We start from the raw sequence: 16985 nt of genomic DNA, 5'->3' as shown, positions 1-16985 counted from the left end.
GGTTATTTGATCCACAGCAGCATGGAATCCCACATGCGGCCGAAGAAGCCGGCCTCGCCCACGCTCTCCAGCGCGACCACGGGCACGCCCTTGAGGGTTTGGTCGCCGATGCTGATCTTGAGCGTGCCCAGCGACTGATCCAGGTGCACGGGCGCCAGCAGCGGGTCGGGGCGCTCGATGACGGTGCGCACCTGACCGACCGAGCCGGTGGGCAGCGCCAGGTACACGGCCTCGTGGCTGCCGATCTTGACGCTTTCGCGCTCGCCTTTCCACAGCTCGGGGGTTTGCATGGCCTGGCCGGCGTCGAAGAGCTTGACCAGATCGAAGGCGGTATAGCCCCAGTTGAGCAGTTTCTGGCTTTCGTTGGCGCGGGCGTTTTCGCTTTCCGCTCCCAGCACGATGGACAGCAGGCGGCGAGCGCCGGTGTTGGCTGTCTCGCGCTGCGCCGTGGCCACCAGGCAAAAGCCCGCTGCCTGGGTGTAGCCGGTTTTCAGGCCATCGACCGTGGGGTCGCGAAACAGCAGCAGGTTGCGGTTGTTGCCGTTGGCCGCGGGCGTGCCGGGGTAGCGGTATTCCTTGGTGGCGTAGTAGTGCATGTATTCGGGGAATTCGCGCATCAGGCTGACGGCCAGCACGCTCAGGTCGCGCGCCGTGGTCAGGTGGCCCGGCGCGGTCAGGCCCTCGGGGTTCATGTACTGGGTGCGGGCCATGCCCAGGGCCTTGGCCTGGTCGTTCATGAGCTTGACGAAGTGCTCGACGGTGCCGCCCACGCCTTCGGCCAGGGCGATGGTGGCGTCGTTGCCCGATTGCACGATCATGCCCTTGAGCAGGTCGTCAATGGGCACTTGCATCTTGGGGTCGATGAACATGCGCGAGCCGGGCATTTTCCAGGCCCGCTCGCTGACGGGCAGCTTTTGCTCCAGCGTGATCTTGCGCGCGCGCAGCGCGTCGAAAACGATGTAGGCGGTCATCAGCTTGGTCAGCGAGGCCTGCTCGACGGGCGCGTCAATGTCTTTGGCGGCCAGCACCTGGTTGGCCGTGACGTCCAGCAGCAGGTAGTTGCGCGCGGCGATCTCCGGCGGCGCGGGCACTTGTGCGCGGGCGCCGGCAGCGCCCAGCAGCAGCATCAGACAGGCGCACAGCAGCGCGGCGCAGTGCGCCCAGTGCCAGGGGTGAAGCTTTCGGGTGTTGAGCATGGTCACGGTGTTCATCAAAAGGCCAATGGCAGGCAGCCTGGGCTGGTCTGCGGCGGTTGGCCGGGGCTGTAGGCTTGGATGTGGCGGGTCATGGCTGCGCGGGCGGGGGCATTTGCCGCACGGCCAGCATGTGGCGCACCACCAGCTCCTTGAGCTGGACCTGGCGGCCATGGAAGAAGTGTTCGCCGCCGGGGATGACCGTCAGCGGCAGCGATTGTTGCCGCGCCCAGTCCAGCACGGGGCCGATGGGCACGGTGTCGTCCTGCTCGCCATGCACCACCAGGCTGCGCCCGTGCAGGGGCTGGGGGATGGGGGCCACGGCAAAGCGGCTGGCGGCGGTGCCCACCAGCACCACGGCCTCGATGCGGCCGCTGGCCTGTAGCTGCGCCAGCACCTGGCTGATGACGTAGGTGCCGAACGAAAAGCCCGCCAGCACCAGTGGCCCCTGCGGGGCCACTTGCTCGATGACCTGCAGCAGGTCCTGCGCCTCGCCCCGGCCCTCGTCGTACACGCCTTCGGACTGGCCCACGCCGCGGAAGTTGAAGCGATAGGCATCCCAGCCGGTGGCCACCATGGCGCGCGCCAGGGTCTGCACCACCTTGTTGTTCATCGTGCCGGCAAACAGCGGGTGCGGGTGGGTGATGATGGCGCTGCCGGCTTTGGCCGCGCCGCCCTGCAGCTGGGCGTGGTCTTTAAGGGCTTCGATGGCGCCAGCGGCGCCGCTGAGGGTCAGTCGTTCGGTCTGTGCGTTCACGGCGGCTGGGTGTGATGGTGGTGCTGCGGCCTGCGCCGCACTCATTGGGCGACTGGCGCAGTGGCCTGCGCAGGCGCTGGCGGCGCGACGTGCACCGGCTCGAATTCGCCGGCCGAAGGTTGGGGCGCGGCAGGCGGCGGCGCAGCGCTGGCGGCTGGCTCGGGCTCGGGCTCGGGCGCCTTGGGCGGCTCCACGCGCAGCAAGCGGCCATCGGGGCGGTCGGTCAGCACGTAGAGCAGCCCGTCCGGGCCTTGGCGCACGTCGCGCACCTGCTCGCCTTCGGCAATGCGGTGCCAGGACTCCTGCTGCACCACGTCGTCCACCACTTTCAGGCGCACCAGCGCGCCGTGGCGCAGCGAGCCGATGAAGAAGCTGCCTTGCCATTGCGCGCCGTAGCGGTCGCTGTCCAGATAGGTCAGGCCCGAGGGCGCAATGGCTTGGCCCCAGTAGTGCACGGGCGCCTCCAGCGCGACATTCTTGCGCGGCTGGCCGGCGCGCGGGCCAGCGCCTTGGGCGCGGCCATAGGTCACCAGCGGCCAGCCGTAGTTGGCGCCGCCGCGGATGTGGTTGAACTCGTCGCCGCCTTGCGGGCCATGCTCGTGCGCCCACAGCTCGCCATCGGCGGTGATGGTAAGCCCTTGCGGGTTGCGGTGCCCCCAGCTCCAGGTCTCGGGCAGGCCCTTGCCCTTGGCGCGGGCCAGGGGGTTGTCGGCAAAGGGCTTGCCATCGGGCTGCAGGCGCACGATGGAGCCCAGGTGGTTGCTGGTGCGCTGGGCCTGCTCGCGCGCAATGGAGCGCTCGCCCAAGGCCAGGAACAGCGAGCCGTCCTGCGCCTGAGCGATGCGGCAGCCAAAGTGGGCGTCGCTGCGCACGCGCGGCATCTGGTGGAAGATGACCTGTACGTTTTCCAGGCGGGTGCGGCGTTCGTTGAGCTGCGCTGAGGCCAGCGCCGTGCTGCTGCGGCTGGCATTGCTGGGGTCGGGTTCGGAGAAGCAGAAAAACAGCCTGCGGTTCTGTGCAAACTGCCGATCCAGCGCCACGTCCAGCAGGCCGCCCTGACCTTGCGCAGCCACGGCCGGCACGCCAGCGATGGGGTGGCCGATGCGGCCATTGGCCTGCACCACGCGCATCGTGCCCTCGCGCTCGGTGACCAGGAAATCGCCGCCGGGCAAAAAGGCCAGAGCCCAGGGTTGCTCCAGGCCGAAGGCGATTTCGGTCAGTACCAGCGGCTCGGCCTGGCTGATGTCCCAGGTCGATGCGCTTTGGGCCAGCGCAGTGCCAGCCGCGCCGCTGCAAAGCAAGCTGGCCCATGTGATGCGGCACGCTGTTTGTGTCAGCTGGCGCAGGGGGCCCCGGCCAGGAAAAGAGGAGGCCCGTTGCGGCCGGGCATTCAAGTGCGGATCCTGCATACTGTGCCGCCCTTGGCATGGCGATCGGCGTGTGCACGCAGCACGCATCTGCCAAGGACGTGGAGAACGAAAAGGCGGCAATCCTAACGCAGCGCGCTGCGCCGCCCGGCAAAACCCCATGAGGCCTGCGCCGGGCTTTGCCCACATAATCTTGCGCGCAGTGGGCAACTATATGAACAGGTTCTAAGGATTGACGATATGAGCAACATGCGCCTGGCAGACTTGGCGGCGGCCTTCGCCGCGCCACTGGACCCGGAGGCCATCAGCAAGCCCTTGGCTGCAAATCATTGGGAACTTCTGGCCGGTTTTCTCACGCCCACAAACCTGATGGAGGGCGAGACGCTGTTCCAGCGCTACCGCGACGAGCGCAGCCTGTACTTCTTGGAAAGCGGGCGCGTGACCATTCACTACGAAAACGAAAAAGGCACGCTGCGCGTGGCGCTGGTGTCCTCAGGCACAGTGTTTGGCGAGGCCAGCTTTCTGGGCAATATGCCGCGCCAGGCTTCGGCGCAGGTGGCCACGGCCGGGCGCGCCTGGCAGCTCTCGCGCCTGAAGTTCACCGAGCTGTACCAGCGCCATCCCAGTGTGGCGCTGGATGTGGTGCAGCTGGCCTCGGCCACGCTGGCGCGGCGCAGCCGCGATGCCCGCCGCCGCCGCGCCATTGCGTGAGCAGGCCCCAGGAAAAAAGTGTGAAGCAGGCCGATACGCCGGATTCTGTGCACGGCCATGTGCATGGCCGCGTGGCCGCCATTAATCTGGGCTGGCAGGTCGCCCTGCCAGCTCGGTGCTACCTACCCGCATGCTCGCCGGAGCCAGTTCATCGCATGCCTATTTGGTATTGCTGCGCGTAGAGATTGCCCGTTTCACCCGCCCCGCAGCGCGCTGCGGGGCGACTCGTCTCTGTTGCTCTGATCCTCACCTCACGGTGGGCAGGTGTTACCTGCTACGCTGCCCTGTGCAGTCCGGACGTTCCTCCAATGCCTGTGTTGCCACCTTGGCATCAGCGGCGGCCTGGCCTGCTTCACAGTCGCGCATTATGGCAATGAAGCGCAGGCCGCGCCGCCTGAGCTCGCTGCGGCAGGCATGGCAGAATCGGCGGCGCAACCGCCCTGCCTGCGCAGGCGTTTTTCTCCCTCTTTTTGCACCATGAGCATCCAGACCGACAGCTGGGCCGCAGACGGCCCCGCGCCACGGGCCGAGCGCCTCATCAGCGCCGAGCTGCGCTCAGGCCGCGAGGAGGCGCTCGAGCGCGCGTTGCGCCCCAAGGCCCTGCAGGAGTACGTGGGCCAGGCCAAGGCGCGCGAGCAATTGAACATCTTCATTGGCGCGGCGCGCAAGCGCGGCGAAGCGCTGGACCACGTGCTGTTGTTTGGCCCGCCCGGCCTGGGCAAGACCACGCTCAGCCACATCATCGCCACAGAACTGGGGGTAAGCCTGCGCCAGACCAGCGGCCCGGTGCTGGAAAAGCCCCGCGATCTGGCGGCGCTGCTGACCGGTCTGGAAAAGAACGACGTGCTGTTCATCGACGAAATCCACCGCCTCAGCCCGGTGGTGGAGGAAATCCTCTACCCCGCGCTGGAGGACTACCAGATCGACATCATGATCGGCGAAGGGCCGGCGGCGCGCAGCATCAAGCTCGACCTGCAGCCCTTCACGCTGGTGGGCGCGACCACGCGCGCGGGCATGCTCACCAACCCCTTGCGCGACCGCTTCGGCATCGTGGCGCGGCTGGAGTTCTACAGCCCTGAGGAGCTGGCGCACATCGTGCGCCGCAGCGCCGGCCTGCTGGACGCGCCCATTGACGACGACGCCAGCCTGGAAGTGGCGCGGCGCTCGCGCGGCACGCCGCGCATCGCCAACCGCCTGCTGCGGCGCATCCGCGACTACGCCGACGTCAAGGGCACGGGCCGCATCACGCTGGAGATGGCGCGCCAGGCGCTGGCCCTGCTGGACGTGGACCCGGAAGGCTTCGACCTGATGGATCGCAAGCTGCTGGAGGCCGTGCTGCAGCGTTTTGACGGCGGCCCCGTTGGCCTGGACAACATCGCCGCCAGCATTGGCGAGGAGCCAGGCACCATCGAGGACGTGATCGAGCCCTACCTGATCCAGCAAGGCTTCTTGCAGCGCACGCCGCGCGGGCGGGTGGCCACGGCCGCCGCCTACCGCCACTTTGGCCTGCTGGCCCCCGAGCGCCAGGGCGGCGATTTGTTTGGTTGAGCGCCTGTCAAAGCAGGCCGCGCCATGGCCGGCGCGATGGTGCGATGGTGTGCATCCCCCGCCTTTCTTCTTCATCGACACATGGAAAAAAACTTCAACCCACGCCGGCTGGACGTGCTGGCCTTTGCCCAGGCAGGCGGCCAGATCAGTCAGGAGACGGCGCTGCATGAATTCCCGCGTCTGGCGCGCGAATCCTTGGGCGGATTCTTGGGCGATGCCGCGCCAGCCGCCAGCGTGCACTGGCAGGCGCAGGCCAGCATGCGCCGCAGCGCCGACGGCCAGGCCGCGCCGTGGCTGCACTGCCAGGCTCAGACCATCTTGCTGCTGCAATGCCAGCGTTGCCTGCAGCCCGTGCCCATCACGGTCAGCAGCGACCAGTGGTTTCGCTTTGTCGCCACCGAGGCCCAGGCCGAGGCCGAGGACGAAGACGCGCAAGAGGACGTGCTGTCGCTGGAAAGTGGCCCGTTGGATCTGCTGGCGCTGATCGAGGACGATTTGCTCATGGCCTTGCCCCCGGTGGCCAAGCATGCGGACTGCACGCCGCCAGCACCGCTGGTGCACCAGGATGCTGCCTTCGACGCAGCCCAGGCGCAAAAGCGCAATCCATTCGCCCAGCTGGCCCACCTGGCCACCCGGCCCTTGCAGGCAGGCAATGGTGGTGACGGTGGCGAGCAAGCCGATTGATCCAGGCAGACCCCGGCCTTCCTTTGAGGCAGAGTGCCATGCGCCTTGGCAGTGCCGGGCAGCATCGCCTATAATTGCCGACTTTTGCGCAAAAAGTGCCGGCCTTTAAGGCTGTGTTTTTTTGCGCCGCGCCATTTCCCATTCATCCATCTCGCACGCTGCTTTGCCTATTGGCCGCCAAGGTTGCCAATGGCCAGTCAAGTGGGGCGTGCGTCTTTTTTTCAGGAGCCGATCATGGCCGTTCAACAAAACAAAAAGTCGCCTTCCAAGCGTGGCATGCACCGTTCGCACAATGCGCTGAAGGCCCCTGGTATGGCCATTGAGCCAACCACCGGCGAAGTGCATCTGCGCCACCACATCAGCCCGGACGGCTTTTACCGTGGCCGCCGCGTGCTCAAGAGCAAGTCTGCCGAGGTCTGATCGGGGGCCAGGCCCAATCATCACAGTGTCTGACTGGGGCGCTCCAGCGCCTTGGCCTGTGTTTGGGCACATGGCCTGCGCCGTGGCAGGCTACTGCTCTTGCATCGCCGGCCTGCAGCGGTTTTGAGCACGCGGCCTTTCGCCCCGGCGCCGCAGATGCCGGCCTAATCGGTCGTATTGCCACAGACACACAAACAAACCGCCCAAGCGCAGACCATGCCCTTGGGCTTTTTCCGGGCTGGCCGGTGTGCGGGCGGTTGGGCGCAACGCTGACAGCAGGCGCCGACAGTGGCGCCTGCCTGCCGCGCACTCGCACATACAGCGCACATAAGGACAGCAAGCTCTTGGCTGATCAAGCAACCACCATCGCCGTCGATTGCATGGGGGGCGACCACGGCCCCAGCGTGACCGTGCCTGCCTGCCTGGCATTGCTGGAGCGCCATGCGCAGCTGCGCCTGCTGCTGGTGGGGCGCAGCGATGCCCTGGGGGCAATCGCGCACCCGCGCGCCGAGTTGGTGCATGCCGAGGAAGTCGTCGCCATGGACGACCCGGTCGAGGTTGCCATGCGTCACAAGAAGCGCTCTTCGATGCGCATAGCCCTGGAGCTGGTCAAGGAGGGGCGTGCCCAAGCGGCGGTTTCGGCAGGCAACACAGGCGCGTTGATGGCCATTGCGCGCTATGTGCTCAAGACGCTCGACGGCATCGAGCGCCCGGCCATTGCCTATCCATTGCCCAATGTCACCGGTGGCGCCACTACGGTGCTGGATCTGGGCGCCAATGTGGACTGCACCGAGCACCATCTGCTGCAGTTTGCCGTGCTGGGCTCGGCGCTGGACATGGCGCTGAAATCGCGCGACAAGCCCAGTGTGGGCCTGCTCAACATCGGCTCCGAAGCCATCAAGGGCAATGACATGATCAAGCGCGCGGCCGAGCTGCTGCGCGAGGCCGATCAGAAATCGCTGATCCACTACTACGGCAACGTCGAAGGCAACGACATTTTCAAGGGGACGACCGACATCGTGGTCTGCGACGGCTTTGTCGGCAACGTCACGCTCAAGGCGACCGAGGGCCTGGCTTCCATGGTTTCGACCATCCTCAAGCAGGAGTTCTCGCGCAATGCCTTCACGCGCCTGGCGGCCCTGTGCGCCATGCCGGTGCTCAATGCCTTCAAGCGCCGCGTAGACCACCGGCGCCACAACGGCGCGGCCCTGCTGGGCCTGCGCGGCCTGGTGTTCAAAAGCCACGGCAGCGCCGACCAGTTGGCATTCGAGCACGCCTTGAGCAAGGCCATCGACGCCGCCGAGCACCAATTGCTGCAGAAAATCCAACACCGGGTGCAACAGGCCGCCACGCTGTTTTGAACCGTGGCGGGCACCGCACGCACCACAGGCCCTAGTCATGCAGACCTACTCCAGAATTACCGGCACGGGCAGTTACCTGCCACCCAACAGGGTGACCAATCAGCAGCTGGCCGAGCAGCTGGCCCAGCGCGGCATTGAAACTTCGGACGAATGGATCGTCGAGCGCACTGGCATCCAGGCGCGTCACTTCGCCGAGCGCGATGTGCCCAGCAGCGCCCTGGCCTTGCCCGCGGCCCAGCAGGCCCTGCAGGCAGCAGGCCGAGAAGCGCAGGAGCTGGACCTGATCATCGTTGCCACCTCTACGCCTGACATGGTATTCCCATCGACGGCCAGCATTTTGCAGAACAAGCTGGGTATCAGCGGATGCCCGGCTTTTGATGTGCAGGCCGTGTGCAGCGGCTTCATCTATGCCCTGACCGTGGCCGATGCCATGATCCGCGCCGGCAGCGCCCGCACGGCCCTGGTGGTCGGAGCGGAGGTGTTCAGTCGCATTCTGGACTTCAACGACCGCACCACCTGCGTGCTGTTCGGCGATGGGGCTGGGGCTGTGGTGCTTGAGGCCTCGCAACAGCCGGGCGTGCTGGCCTGCGACATCCATGCCGATGGTCGGCATCGCGAGATTTTGTGTGTGCCAGGCAACGTCTATGGTGGCCAGGTGCTGGGCACGCCACTGCTGCACATGGACGGCCAGGCCGTCTTCAAGCTGGCCGTCGGTGTGCTCGAAAAGACGGCTCGCGCCACGTTGGACAAGGCCGGCCTGCAGCTCAGCGACATCGACTGGCTGGTGCCGCACCAGGCCAACATCCGCATCATGCAAAGCACGGCCCGCAAGCTGCGGGTGCCCACCGAGCGCGTCGTCGTGACCGTGCACGAGCACGGCAACACCTCAGCGGCGTCGATTCCGCTGGCGCTGGACCACGCGGTGCGCGCCGGGCAGATCCAGCCCGGCCAGCGCGTGCTGATGGAAGGCGTGGGCGGCGGCTTCACCTGGGGCTCGGTGCTGGTGCAGATGTGACGCAGCACGCCCCGCGCCATGTGATGCGTGGCGTATGGCATGTGGCGTGGCGCAGGGCGCATCGCCTCGCCACCCCTTCCCGATTCATTGGCAGTTTGATGGAGCGACCATGAGCGCATTTGCTTTCGTTTTTCCCGGCCAGGGCTCCCAGGCCGTTGGCATGCTGGACGTCTGGGGCGAGCACCCCGCCGTGGCGCAGACCCTGCAAGAAGCCAGCGATGCCTTGGGCGAAGACCTGGCGCGGCTGATCCATGAAGGCCCCAAGGAGGCCCTGGCCCTGACCACCAACACCCAGCCCGTGATGCTGGTGGCCGGCGTTGCGGCCTGGCGCGCCTGGAAGGCCGAAGGCGGCGCAGACCCAGCGGTGCTGGCCGGCCACTCGCTGGGCGAGTATTCGGCCCTGGTGGCCGCTGGCGCGCTGACGCTGGCCCAGGCCGCGCCGCTGGTGCGCCTGCGCGCCGCAGCCATGCAGGAGGCCGTGCCCGTCGGGGCTGGCGCCATGGCCGCCGTGCTGGGCTTGGCCGCCGAGCAGGTGCAGGCCGTGTGCGCACAGACCACACAGCAACTGCAGGCCCAGGGCAGCGTCGATGTGGTCGAGGCCGTGAACTTCAACGACCCGAACCAGACCGTCATCGCCGGCACCAAGGCCGGGGTCGATGCGGCAGCGCCAGCGCTCAAGGAGGCTGGCGCCAAGCGGGTGCTGCCGCTGCCGGTGTCGGCGCCGTTTCATTCCAGCCTGATGCGGCCGGCGGCCGAAAAGCTGCGCCAAGCGCTGCAGCAGCTGGACATCCAGACGCCACGCATCGACGTCATCAACAACATCGACGTGGCCGTGCAGCAGGAGGCCGAGGCCATCCGCGATGCGCTGTATCGCCAGGCTTTTGGCCCGGTGCGCTGGGTCGAATGCGTGCAGGCCATGCAGCGCCGCGGCCTGAGCCACATCATCGAATGCGGGCCGGGCAATGCGCTGACCGGCATGGTGCGGCGCATCATCCCCGATGGCCAGGTACAGGCCGCAGCCATCTGCGATCCCGCCAGCCTGCAAACAGCAAAGGAAGCATTGCAATGAGCACAGACACCACCACCGGACAAATCGCCCTGGTCACCGGGGCTTCGCGCGGCATCGGCGCGGCCATCGCCAAGGAACTGGCCGCGCAGGGCTACCGCGTCATCGGCACCGCCACCAGCGCCGCTGGGGCCGAGAAGATCGGCGCTGCGCTGGGCGGCGAGCACCGCGGAGCGGTGCTCGACGTCAACGACGCCGCAGCCAGCGAGGCGCTGATCGAGGACATCGTCAAGCAGCATGGGGCGCTGCACGTGCTGGTCAACAACGCCGGCATCACGCGCGATACCCTGGCCATGCGCATGAAGAACGAGGACTGGGATGCCGTGCTGGATACCAATCTGCATGCCGTCTTCCACATCAGCCGCGCGGCCATCAAGCCCATGATGAAGCAGCGCTACGGTCGCATCATCAGCATCACCAGCGTGGTCGGCGCGATGGGCAACATCGGCCAGGCCAACTACGCCGCCGCCAAGGCCGGCGTGGCCGGCATGACCCGCGCGCTGGCGCGCGAGTTGGGCAGCCGCGGCATCACCGTCAACTGCGTGGCGCCGGGCTTCATTGCCACCGACATGACAGCCGCCCTGCCCGAGGCCCAGCAGCAGGCCCTCAAGACCCAGATTCCGCTGGGGCGCATGGGCGCGCCCGAGGACATCGCCGCCGCCGTGGCCTACCTGGCTTCGCCGCGCGCCGGCTATGTGACCGGTCAGGAGCTGCAGGTCAACGGCGGCATGCTGATGTGATGCCGCCCTGTGGTGCGCCCGGCCCGCTTGCCGCAAGTTGGCCAGACTCCTCTTCCCTAGCGTGTTTTTGCGCTGCGTGACAGCGGGTTGCCACTGATGGCGGCGGTCGGGGCGAAAACAGGTTCTACGGTACCATTACGACCGTGTTGATACCCGCCAAGCTGGCGAGGTGTCGCTTTCTTTTCTTGTGCCGCATTGCCCGGGCGGCCGGTTTTTCTGCAGCCGATGTGGGAACGACTAAAATTCCGGGTTCACATTGACTACCCTCAAGGGACCATACATGAGCGATATCGAAGCACGCGTTAAGAAAATCATTGCAGAGCAGCTGGGCGTTGAAGAGTCCCAGGTGACCAATGAGAAGTCCTTCGTGACAGATCTGGGCGCTGATTCTCTGGACACCGTGGAATTGGTCATGGCGCTGGAAGACGAGTTCGAAATCGAGATTCCGGACGAGGACGCTGAGAAGATCACCACCGTTCAAGCCGCCATCGACTACGCCAATTCCCACCACAAGGCCTGAGCCCGGCCTTTCGCTTGGCAAGCACAGTGCGCCGCCTGCCCGGGCGCCTTTTCTTTGGCTTGACGCGGGCAGGATTGCGCTTACACCGTTGAAGGATCTCACCGCATGAGTCGACGCAGAGTCGTTGTCACCGGGTTGGGCTGCGTCAGCCCGGTGGGCAACACGGTCCCGCAAGCGTGGGCCAATATCCTGGCCGGCAAGTCGGGCATCGGCCCCATCACCAAGTTCGACGTGTCGGACTTCGCCGCGAAAATCGCCGGGGAAGTCCGCGATCTGGACATCGGCCCCTACATCAATGCCAAAGAAGCCCGCACGATGGATACCTTCATCCATTACGGCATCGTGGCGGCACACCAGGCCTATGCCGATGCGGGCTTGCCGGCGGGCGAAGCGCTCAGCGATGCGCAGGCCGAGCGTTTCGGGGCCGTCATTGGCTCGGGCATTGGCGGCCTGCCGCTGATCGAAGCCAACCACGGCGACTTCATGACCCGTGGGGCGCGGCGCATTTCCCCATTCTTCGTGCCCTCCACCATCATCAATCTGGTGGCGGGCCAGGTTTCCATCCGGCTCGGCCTCAAGGGGCCGAACCTGTCGCTGGTCACGGCCTGCACGACGGGCCTGCACTGCATTGGCGATGCGGCCCGGCTGATCGAGTACGGCGACGCCGACGTGATGCTCGCCGGCGGCGCGGAGTCCACCGTTTGCCCGTTGGGCATTGGCGGTTTCGCCGCGATGAAGGCGCTGTCCACGCGCAATGACGATCCGCAGGCCGCTTCGCGCCCCTGGGACAAGGACCGCGATGGCTTCGTGCTGGGCGAGGGCGCGGGCATTCTGGTGCTGGAAGAGTACGAGCACGCCAAGGCGCGCGGCGCGCGCATCTATGCCGAAGTGGCCGGCTTTGGCATGAGCGCCGACGCCAGCCACATCACCGCCCCCAACATCGATGGGCCGCGCCGCGCCATGCTCAATGCCTTGCGCAACGCCGGCGTCAACATCGACGAGGTGGACTACCTCAATGCCCATGGCACTTCCACGCCGCTGGGCGATGTCAACGAAAGCAATGCCATCAAGGCCGCCTTTGGCGACCATGCGCACAAGATCGTGGTCAGCTCCACCAAGTCCATGACAGGCCATTTGCTCGGCGGCGCCGGGGGGCTGGAGAGCGTCTTTACCGTGATGGCGCTGCACGATCAGAAAATCCCGCCCACCATCAACTTGCACAATCCCGATCCCGAGTGCGATCTGGACTACTGCGCCAACACCGCGCGCGATGCCAAGCTGAATGTGGCCGTCAAGAACAACTTCGGTTTTGGCGGCACCAATGGCACCTTGGTGTTCAAGCGAGTCTGAGAGCCAAGAGCCTGTTTGGCAGTCACCGCGCACCTGCGTGGTGACCGTGGTCTTGGTCTGGCGTGGATGAGCCATGCCTCATGCGCTACGCCCCTCGCAGCCTTCATTACCCCGTCGCTCGCAGCGCGAGGGCGGGGTTTCTCGTCTTGGCGGCCTGCGGCGCGGCCCTGCTGCCGCCGCTGCTCTGGAGCCTGTACGCCGGCTGGCAGGGCCGACCAGCGGCCTTGACGGTGGGCCTGCTGTTGACGCTGGCTTCGCTGCTTTGCAGCGCCCTGGCCTGGCGGCACTGGCGGCGCAGTGCGCAAGGCGTGCTGTTCTGGAATGGGGCGGCATGGCATTGGGCGGCAGGTCAGCAGCAAAGCCTTGAGGCCAGCGACCAAGCCGTCGCCACTGACGCGCAGCCCGGGCTGGACCTTGAAATTGTCTGGGATGGGCAGCACTTCATGCTGCTGCGGCAAGGCCCGCCCGCATGGCCGCAAGCCATCGGCAGGCCAGATGGCAACGCCGCGCCCCGCTGGCTGTGGATCGAGCAGGCGCAGGCCCCCGCGCTGTGGAGCGATGTGCGGCGCACGCTATACCATTGGCAGCGCCTGGGCCGCCGCCCTGGGGCCAGGCATTGAACTTCCTGGCGCCTGGCGCATCGCAGCAGCTCGCCCGCAAGCGCGCGATGAGACTTTGCGCAACGCACTCTCCTTGGCAGGCGCCCCATTTCCCTTTTCATCCCGAATGACAGACACGCCCTCGGCCCCCCGTGAAGCCTCCAGCGACTGGCAGCTGGTCGAGCGCACCCTGGCGGGCGATCAACGCAGCTTCGAGCTGCTGGTGCTCAAATACCAGCGCCGCATCGAGCGGCTTATCGGCCGCATGGTGCGCGATCCCGGACTGATCGAAGACATCGCCCAGGAGACCTTCATCCGCGCTTACCGCGCGCTGCATCAGTTCCGTGGCGATGCGCAGTTCTACACTTGGCTGTACCGCATCGCCATCAACTCCGCCAAGAAGGCCCTGGCCGATCAGCGGCGCAACCGCGCCATCAGTGAAAGCGCGCTGCGCCAGCGCGATGATGAAGAGGAAACTTCTGCGCCGCTGTGGGAACCAAGCACTGCGGAGACGCCCGAAACCCTCATGGCCGCCAAGGAGATCGCGACCGCCGTCAATGCGGCGATGGAGGGCCTGTCCGACGAACTGCGTCAGGCCATCACGCTGCGTGAGATCGAGGGCCTGAGCTATGAGGACATCGCGCAGGCCATGAATTGCCCCATCGGCACCGTGCGCTCGCGCATCTTCCGCGCCCGTGAAGCCATTGCCAGCAAAGTCAAGCCATTGCTGGAAAACCGCAGCGGCAAGCGCTGGTAGCGCCCCGCAGCCTCTTGCCTTGTTGCTCCTAACCAGAGAACTCCCAAGCCCTGTGCCTTTGCCCTCCTGCAGGTGATGCCCATGACTGCCCATAGCCCCTCCCCACCCCACGCCGCGATCGGTGGCGCACAGCCTATCGGCGCTACGCCAGAGACGGTGCGTGAATGGCTCTCGGCGCTGGCCGATGGCGAGCTGCAGGCCCAGCAGTGCAGTCAGCTCATGCAGCACATCGACGCCCTGTGCAGCGCGCATGGCGATGCCGGCTTGCCGCAGCCCTTGCTGGCCTGGCAGCACTACCAGCTCATCGGTCAATGCCTGCGCAGGCCGGTCGAGCCGGCCGCGCCGGCCAGCGACTCGGCGCTCTTTCTGCAGCGCCTGCGCCTGCGCCTGGCCGAGCAGACCCCTGAGGCCCTGACGCGCGCCACGGCGCAGCAGCCATCCCAGGCGGGCGCGCCCGGGCAGCCCGGCATTCAGACGCAGCAGCCAGCCGCGGCCGCCATGCCGCAAGAGGCCGCCAATGCCGCCGTGCTGCGCTGGAAAGTCGCTGCTGGCCTGGCCTCGGTGGCGGCCGTGGCCGCCATGGGCTGGCATGGTTTCTCGCTGCTCTCCGGCCCGGGCTTAGGCGGTCAGCAACTGGCCAGTGCGCCGGTGCAACGCCAAGAGGCCGCGCCAGCCGCCGCGTTGACCACCACGGCCGCCAGCGCCACGGCCAGTGCCGTGGGGCCAGTGCCGCCAGTGCCGCCAGCGCCGCCAGTGGGCCAGGGCGTGCTGATCCGCGATCCGCAGCTCGATGAGCTGCTCAATCGCCATTACGCCAACACCCAGGCGCTGCAACAGCCAGCCCCATTTCTGCGCAACGCCAGCGTGGCGGGCCGCAGCGCGCCATAAGAAAGAACCAGTTCAAATCCCTGCGTGGGCGGGCAATGACGCGGATTGGGGCGGTCTGCGGCGCCCGCAAAGCCGCGCCATGGCCCCAGCCGTGATTGCGAAATGTGCGCTGGCTGGAACCAAATGCCCCGGGCCGTTTCATAGACAACGCCGCTGGGCATGGCAATCGCGCCGGCCCCGGATCTTTTCCCGCAGCATCACAAGAGGTCGAATCCACCATGCACCACTCCCACCACACCGTTTCCACTCCCCCGGCCTTCCAGGCTGCAGCACAGCCACAGCGCAGAGCGCATCGCGTGGCTGGGGCCGCGGCCACGCTGCTGCTGGTCGCCAGCGGCGCTTTGGCGTTGCACAGCAGCCCCAGCCAGGCCGAGCAACCGGCCGCGCCGGCGATCGCCGCGCCCGCGGTCGTGGTCGGCGGCCTGCCCGACTTCACGCAGCTGGTCGAGCGCGTGGGCCCATCGGTGGTCAACATTCGCACCACGGCCCGCGTGCCCATGCGCGGCCTGCGCGGCGGCCTGCCCGGCATGGACGAAGACATGATGGAATTCTTCCGTCAGTTCGGCCTGCCCGTGCCTGGCATGCCGCCCCAGCGCCGCGGCCCGCGCGGCGACTCTGAATCGCGCACCGTGCCCAACGGCGTTGGCTCGGGCTTCATCATCAGCGGCGATGGCTACATCCTCACCAATCACCACGTCGTGGAGGGCTCGGAAGACGTCATCGTCACCCTGACCGACCAGCGTGAATTCAAGGCCAAGGTCATCGGCTCGGACGAGCGCACCGACGTGGCCCTGATCAAAATCGACGCGCACAACCTGCCCACCGTGCGCATCGGCAACGTCGAGCAGCTCAAAGTCGGTGAATGGGTCATGGCCATCGGCTCGCCCTTCGGGCTGGAAAACAGCGTGACCGCTGGCATCGTCAGCGCCAAGCAGCGCGACACCGGCAGCTACCTGCCCTTCATCCAGACCGACGTGGCCGTCAACCCTGGCAACTCTGGCGGGCCGCTGCTGAACATGCGCGGCGAAGTCGTGGGCATCAACAGCCAGATCTACTCGCGCTCGGGCGGCTTCATGGGCATCTCCTTTGCCATCCCCATCGACGAGGCCATGCAGGTGAGCGAGCAGCTCAAGGGCAACGGCCGCGTTGTGCGCGGGCGCATCGGCGTGCGCATCGGCCCGGTCAGCGCCGAAGTGGCCGAATCCCTCGGGCTGCAGCGGCGCAACGCCGGCGCCCTGGTCTCGGCCGTCGAGCCCGATTCGCCAGCGGCCAGCGCTGGCCTGCAGGCCGGCGACATCATCACCCATTTCAACGGCAAAGCCATTGACAGCGTCTCCGACCTGCCGCGCCTGGTCGGCAGCACCGCCCCCGGCAGCCAAGGCACGCTGCAAATCTTCCGCCACGGCAAGACCCAGCAACTGAACATCACCGTGGGCGAAACCCCTGCCAGCGCCAACGAAGCGGGCGGCGCGCGCAGCGGCGGCGCATCCCAGCAGGAGCAGGCCAAGGCCAACGCCTTTGGCCTGGCCGCCCAGGACTTGAGCGAGGCCGAGAAGAAAACCCTGGGCGTGCGCGGCGGCGTGCGCATCAGCGCCGTCAGCGGCGCTGCCGAACAGGCAGGCATCGAAGTGGGCGACGTGGTGCTGGCCATCGGCCAGACCGAAGTGCTCAACCGCCAGGACTTCGATACCGCATTGGGCAAGGCCGACGCCAAGCGCCCCATCAGCGTGCTCATCCGCCGCGACGACTGGGCCCAATACGTGCTGATCCGCCCACAGGGCTGAAGCCCACACCAGCCGCCGCCCAATGGCGGGCGGTTGCAGCAAAAAGCGCACTTGCCAGCCATGGGACGTGCGCTTTTTTGTTCTGCGAAGGCATGGATTAGAGCATTTTCGATTTAATTAATTACATATCCAGCTGATCTGAAGTAATTGGCACACTCTTGAGCCGAGAACAGATCAACCAGTTGCCCCATGCGCCGCCACAGCGCATCCACCGTGCGCTCGCCG

17 protein-coding genes and 1 other RNA gene are annotated in these 16985 nt (G+C 66.8%); 14 read left to right on the top strand and 4 right to left on the bottom strand.

All coding sequences use genetic code 11. From position 1 onward, the window contains the following. Window positions 1-2: 2 nt before the first annotated feature. From CK625_RS10925 to CK625_RS10915, 3 genes are all read right to left on the bottom strand, one after another. Window positions 3-1127 carry a D-alanyl-D-alanine carboxypeptidase family protein gene (locus CK625_RS10925; RefSeq protein ID WP_095540415.1) on the bottom strand — a complete coding sequence of 375 codons (1125 nt, stop codon included), beginning with the start codon at window positions 1125-1127 and terminating at the stop codon, window positions 3-5. Window positions 1128-1284: 157 nt separating this feature from the next. Beyond that, window positions 1285-1950: an alpha/beta hydrolase gene (locus tag CK625_RS10920; RefSeq protein ID WP_095540356.1), complete on the bottom strand. Its 666-nt coding sequence runs from the start codon at window positions 1948-1950 to the stop codon at window positions 1285-1287. A gap of 41 nt (window positions 1951-1991) precedes the next feature. Further along, window positions 1992-3251, bottom strand: coding sequence for a PQQ-dependent sugar dehydrogenase (locus tag CK625_RS10915; RefSeq protein ID WP_238945633.1), 1260 nt, complete (start codon window positions 3249-3251; stop codon window positions 1992-1994). A 306-nt stretch (window positions 3252-3557) separates the two neighbouring features. On the opposite strand from CK625_RS10915, the gene CK625_RS10910 reads away from it, so the two are divergent. Further along, a complete protein-coding gene (locus CK625_RS10910; RefSeq protein WP_095540355.1) occupies window positions 3558-4028 on the top strand; it encodes a Crp/Fnr family transcriptional regulator in 471 nt (156 codons plus the stop codon). Window positions 4029-4046: 18 nt separating this feature from the next. Here the strand turns inward: CK625_RS10910 and rnpB are convergent. Beyond that, an RNA gene (rnpB, locus tag CK625_RS10905) (RNase P RNA component class A) lies at window positions 4047-4382 on the bottom strand. A gap of 123 nt (window positions 4383-4505) precedes the next feature. On the opposite strand from rnpB, the gene ruvB reads away from it, so the two are divergent. The 13 genes from ruvB (at window position 4506) to CK625_RS10840 (ending at window position 16760) form a co-directional block, all read left to right on the top strand. Further along, the gene (gene ruvB, locus CK625_RS10900) at window positions 4506-5576 is read left to right on the top strand and encodes a Holliday junction branch migration DNA helicase RuvB (RefSeq protein ID WP_095540414.1); all 1071 of its coding nucleotides are present in this window, start codon (window positions 4506-4508) and stop codon (window positions 5574-5576) included. Window positions 5577-5657: 81 nt separating this feature from the next. Continuing rightward, window positions 5658-6260 (top strand): YceD family protein, encoded by a 603-nt coding sequence (locus CK625_RS10895; RefSeq protein WP_172424893.1) that lies wholly within the window; start codon window positions 5658-5660, stop codon window positions 6258-6260. 234 nt (window positions 6261-6494) lie between these two features. Next, complete coding sequence (gene rpmF, locus CK625_RS10890; RefSeq protein ID WP_095540413.1) at window positions 6495-6680, top strand: 50S ribosomal protein L32; 186 nt, start codon at window positions 6495-6497, stop codon at window positions 6678-6680. A gap of 344 nt (window positions 6681-7024) precedes the next feature. Next, the gene (plsX, locus tag CK625_RS10885; protein WP_275250572.1) at window positions 7025-8041 is read left to right on the top strand and encodes a phosphate acyltransferase PlsX; all 1017 of its coding nucleotides are present in this window, start codon (window positions 7025-7027) and stop codon (window positions 8039-8041) included. Window positions 8042-8078: 37 nt separating this feature from the next. Further along, window positions 8079-9056, top strand: a complete 978-nt coding sequence (locus CK625_RS10880; RefSeq protein WP_095540353.1) for a beta-ketoacyl-ACP synthase III — start codon at window positions 8079-8081, stop codon at window positions 9054-9056. 109 nt (window positions 9057-9165) lie between these two features. Then, on the top strand, window positions 9166-10125 hold the full coding sequence (gene fabD, locus CK625_RS10875) for an ACP S-malonyltransferase (protein WP_095540352.1): 960 nt from the start codon (window positions 9166-9168) through the stop codon (window positions 10123-10125). Further along, a complete protein-coding gene (gene fabG / locus CK625_RS10870; protein WP_095540351.1) occupies window positions 10122-10862 on the top strand; it encodes a 3-oxoacyl-ACP reductase FabG in 741 nt (246 codons plus the stop codon). Before fabD ends, fabG begins: the two co-directional genes overlap by 4 nt. Before the next feature lie 280 nt (window positions 10863-11142). Next, the gene (acpP, locus tag CK625_RS10865; RefSeq protein ID WP_095540350.1) at window positions 11143-11382 is read left to right on the top strand and encodes an acyl carrier protein; all 240 of its coding nucleotides are present in this window, start codon (window positions 11143-11145) and stop codon (window positions 11380-11382) included. A 105-nt stretch (window positions 11383-11487) separates the two neighbouring features. Continuing rightward, window positions 11488-12732 (top strand): beta-ketoacyl-ACP synthase II, encoded by a 1245-nt coding sequence (fabF, locus tag CK625_RS10860; RefSeq protein WP_095540349.1) that lies wholly within the window; start codon window positions 11488-11490, stop codon window positions 12730-12732. Window positions 12733-12812: 80 nt separating this feature from the next. Next, complete coding sequence (locus tag CK625_RS10855; RefSeq protein WP_143326262.1) at window positions 12813-13352, top strand: hypothetical protein; 540 nt, start codon at window positions 12813-12815, stop codon at window positions 13350-13352. 106 nt (window positions 13353-13458) lie between these two features. Continuing rightward, the gene (gene rpoE, locus CK625_RS10850; protein ID WP_095540347.1) at window positions 13459-14088 is read left to right on the top strand and encodes an RNA polymerase sigma factor RpoE; all 630 of its coding nucleotides are present in this window, start codon (window positions 13459-13461) and stop codon (window positions 14086-14088) included. Window positions 14089-14169: 81 nt separating this feature from the next. After that, on the top strand, window positions 14170-14976 hold the full coding sequence (locus CK625_RS10845) for an RseA family anti-sigma factor (protein WP_095540411.1): 807 nt from the start codon (window positions 14170-14172) through the stop codon (window positions 14974-14976). Between the two features lie 218 nt (window positions 14977-15194). Continuing rightward, window positions 15195-16760 carry a DegQ family serine endoprotease gene (locus tag CK625_RS10840; RefSeq protein ID WP_095540346.1) on the top strand — a complete coding sequence of 522 codons (1566 nt, stop codon included), beginning with the start codon at window positions 15195-15197 and terminating at the stop codon, window positions 16758-16760. Window positions 16761-16985 lie beyond the last annotated feature (225 nt).

Source organism: Vandammella animalimorsus (assembly GCF_002285265.1).
In the GTDB taxonomy this organism is placed as follows: Bacteria; Pseudomonadota; Gammaproteobacteria; order Burkholderiales; family Burkholderiaceae_C; genus Lampropedia.
Note: the sequence above shows the minus strand (reverse complement) of the source record. Positions and strands in the feature narration are given on the sequence as shown.